Annotated in this window: 2 rRNA genes (1 of these 2 cut by a window edge); both read right to left on the bottom strand. The window is 57.0% G+C overall.

What is annotated here, in order from left to right:
- Nucleotide 1: 1 nt before the first annotated feature.
- Nucleotides 2–118 (bottom strand): 5S ribosomal RNA (rrf, locus tag D2L64_RS26880).
- A gap of 94 nt (nucleotides 119–212) precedes the next feature.
- Nucleotides 213–2807, bottom strand: a 23S ribosomal RNA gene (locus D2L64_RS26875) (it continues 515 nt past the right edge of the window).

Raw genomic sequence — 2807 nt, 5'->3', positions numbered from 1 at the left:
TGTCCGGCGGTGTCCTACTCTCCCACACCCTCCCGGGTGCAGTACCATCGGCGCTGGAGGGCTTAGCTTCCGGGTTCGGAATGTAACCGGGCGTTTCCCCTCCGCCATGACCGCCGTAACCTTATCAACATGTCAAACACACTTCCACCAACATCACCGTTGGGAGGTGTTTGTTTGTTGTGAGTTACACAGTGGACGCGAGCAGAACCTTTGTAGTCAAGTCCTCGGCCTATTAGTACCGGTCAACTGAACCCGTTACCGGGCTTACATTTCCGGCCTATCAACCCAGTCGTCTAGCTGGGGGCCTTACCCCACCAAAGGTGGGTGGGATACCTCATCTTGAAGCGAGCTTCCCGCTTAGATGCTTTCAGCGGTTATCCCTTCCGAACGTAGCTAACCAGCCGTGCCCCTGGCGGGACAACTGGCACACCAGAGGTTCGTCCGTCCCGGTCCTCTCGTACTAGGGACAGCCCTTCTCAAGTATCCTACGCGCACGGCGGATAGGGACCGAACTGTCTCACGACGTTCTAAACCCAGCTCGCGTACCGCTTTAATGGGCGAACAGCCCAACCCTTGGGACCTGCTACAGCCCCAGGATGCGACGAGCCGACATCGAGGTGCCAAACCATCCCGTCGATATGGACTCTTGGGGAAGATCAGCCTGTTATCCCCGGGGTACCTTTTATCCGTTGAGCGACACCGCTTCCACACGCAAGTGCCGGATCACTAGTCCCGACTTTCGTCCCTGCTCGACCCGTCAGTCTCACAGTCAAGCTCCCTTGTGTACTTGCACTCAACACCTGATTGCCAACCAGGCTGAGGGAACCTTTGGGCGCCTCCGTTACCCTTTAGGAGGCAACCGCCCCAGTTAAACTACCCACCAGACACTGTCCCTGAACCGGATAACGGTCCGAAGTTAGATACCCAAATCAACCAGAGTGGTATTTCAAGATTGCCTCCACACATACTGGCGTATGCGCTTCACCGGCTCCCACCTATCCTACACAAGCTAACTCAGATACCAATGTCAAGCTATAGTAAAGGTCCCGGGGTCTTTCCGTCCTGCCGCGCGTAACGAGCATCTTTACTCGTAATGCAATTTCGCCGGGCCTGTGGTTGAGACAGTGGGGAAGTCGTTACGCCATTCGTGCAGGTCGGAACTTACCCGACAAGGAATTTCGCTACCTTAGGATGGTTATAGTTACCACCGCCGTTTACTGGCGCTTAAGTTCTCCGCTTCGCCCCGAAGAGCTAACAGGTCCCCTTAACGTTCCAGCACCGGGCAGGCGTCAGTCCATATACATCGAATTACTTCTTCGCATGGACCTGTGTTTTTAGTAAACAGTCGCTTCCCCCTGCTCTCTGCGGCCATACAACGCTCCACCCGCACGGGGCTTCACGTCTCCGGCCCCCCTTCTCCCTAAGTTACGGGGGCAATTTGCCGAGTTCCTTAACCACAGTTCGCCCGATCGCCTCGGTATTCTCTACCTGACCACCTGTGTCGGTTTGGGGTACGGGCCGCTCGGAACTCGCTAGAGGCTTTTCTCGGCAGCATAGGATCACTGACTTCACCTGAATCGGCTCGGCATCACGTCTCAGCCCCATGACATGCGGATTTGCCTACATGTCGGCCTACACGCTTACCCCGGCACAACCACCGGCCGGGCTCAGCTACCTTCCTGCGTCACCCCATCGCTTGACTACTACCCGCCAGGTTCCCACGCTCCCCACCACCGGTCCGAAGACCGCCAGCAGATCGGATGGTTAGCACAACGAGGTTCATCAGGGACGCTCCTTCGCGGGTACGGGAATATCAACCCGTTGTCCATCGACTACGCCTCTCGGCCTCGCCTTAGGTCCCGACTCACCCAGGGCGGATTAACCTGGCCCTGGAACCCTTGGTCATCCGGCGGAAGGGTTTCTCACCCTTCTTTCGCTACTCATGCCTGCATTCTCACTCGTGCCGCGTCCACAACTGGGTCACCCCGCTGCTTCACCCCCGGCACGACGCTCCCCTACCCACCCACACACCTGGATAGACCCCCAAAGGAACCTACCTGGCTCTGTGTGAGTGCCACAGCTTCGGCGGTGTGCTTGAGCCCCGCTACATTGTCGGCGCGGAACCACTTGACCAGTGAGCTATTACGCACTCTTTAAAGGGTGGCTGCTTCTAAGCCAACCTCCTGGTTGTCTATGCGACCCCACATCCTTTTCCACTTAGCACACGCTTAGGGGCCTTAGCTGGTGATCTGGGCTGTTTCCCTCTCGACTACGAAGCTTATCCCCCGCAGTCTCACTGCCGCGCTCTCACTTACCGGCATTCGGAGTTTGGCTGATTTCGGTAAGCTTGTAGGCCCCCTAGACCATCCAGTGCTCTACCTCCGGCAAGAAACACACGACGCTGCACCTAAATGCATTTCGGGGAGAACCAGCTATCACGGAGTTTGATTGGCCTTTCACCCCTAACCACAGGTCATCCCCCAACTTTTCAACGTTGGTGGGTTCGGCCCTCCACGCGGTCTTACCCACGCTTCAGCCTGCCCATGGCTAGATCACTCCGCTTCGGGTCTAGAACATGCGACTCAAACGCCCTCTTCAGACTCGCTTTCGCTACGGCTCCCCCACACGGGTTAACCTCGCCACATGCCACTAACTCGCAGGCTCATTCTTCAAAAGGCACGCCGTCACCCCTAAAGGCTCCGACGGATTGTAGGCGAACGGTTTCAGGTACTATTTCACTCCCCTCCCGGGGTACTTTTCACCATTCCCTCACGGTACTCGTCCGCTATCGGTCACCAGGAAGTATT

It is taken from the genome of Micromonospora radicis (assembly GCF_003583405.1).
GTDB lineage: Bacteria > Actinomycetota > Actinomycetes > Mycobacteriales > Micromonosporaceae > Micromonospora > Micromonospora radicis.
The sequence above is the reverse complement of the archived record's forward strand: the minus strand, read 5'-3'. Positions and strand labels throughout refer to the sequence as shown.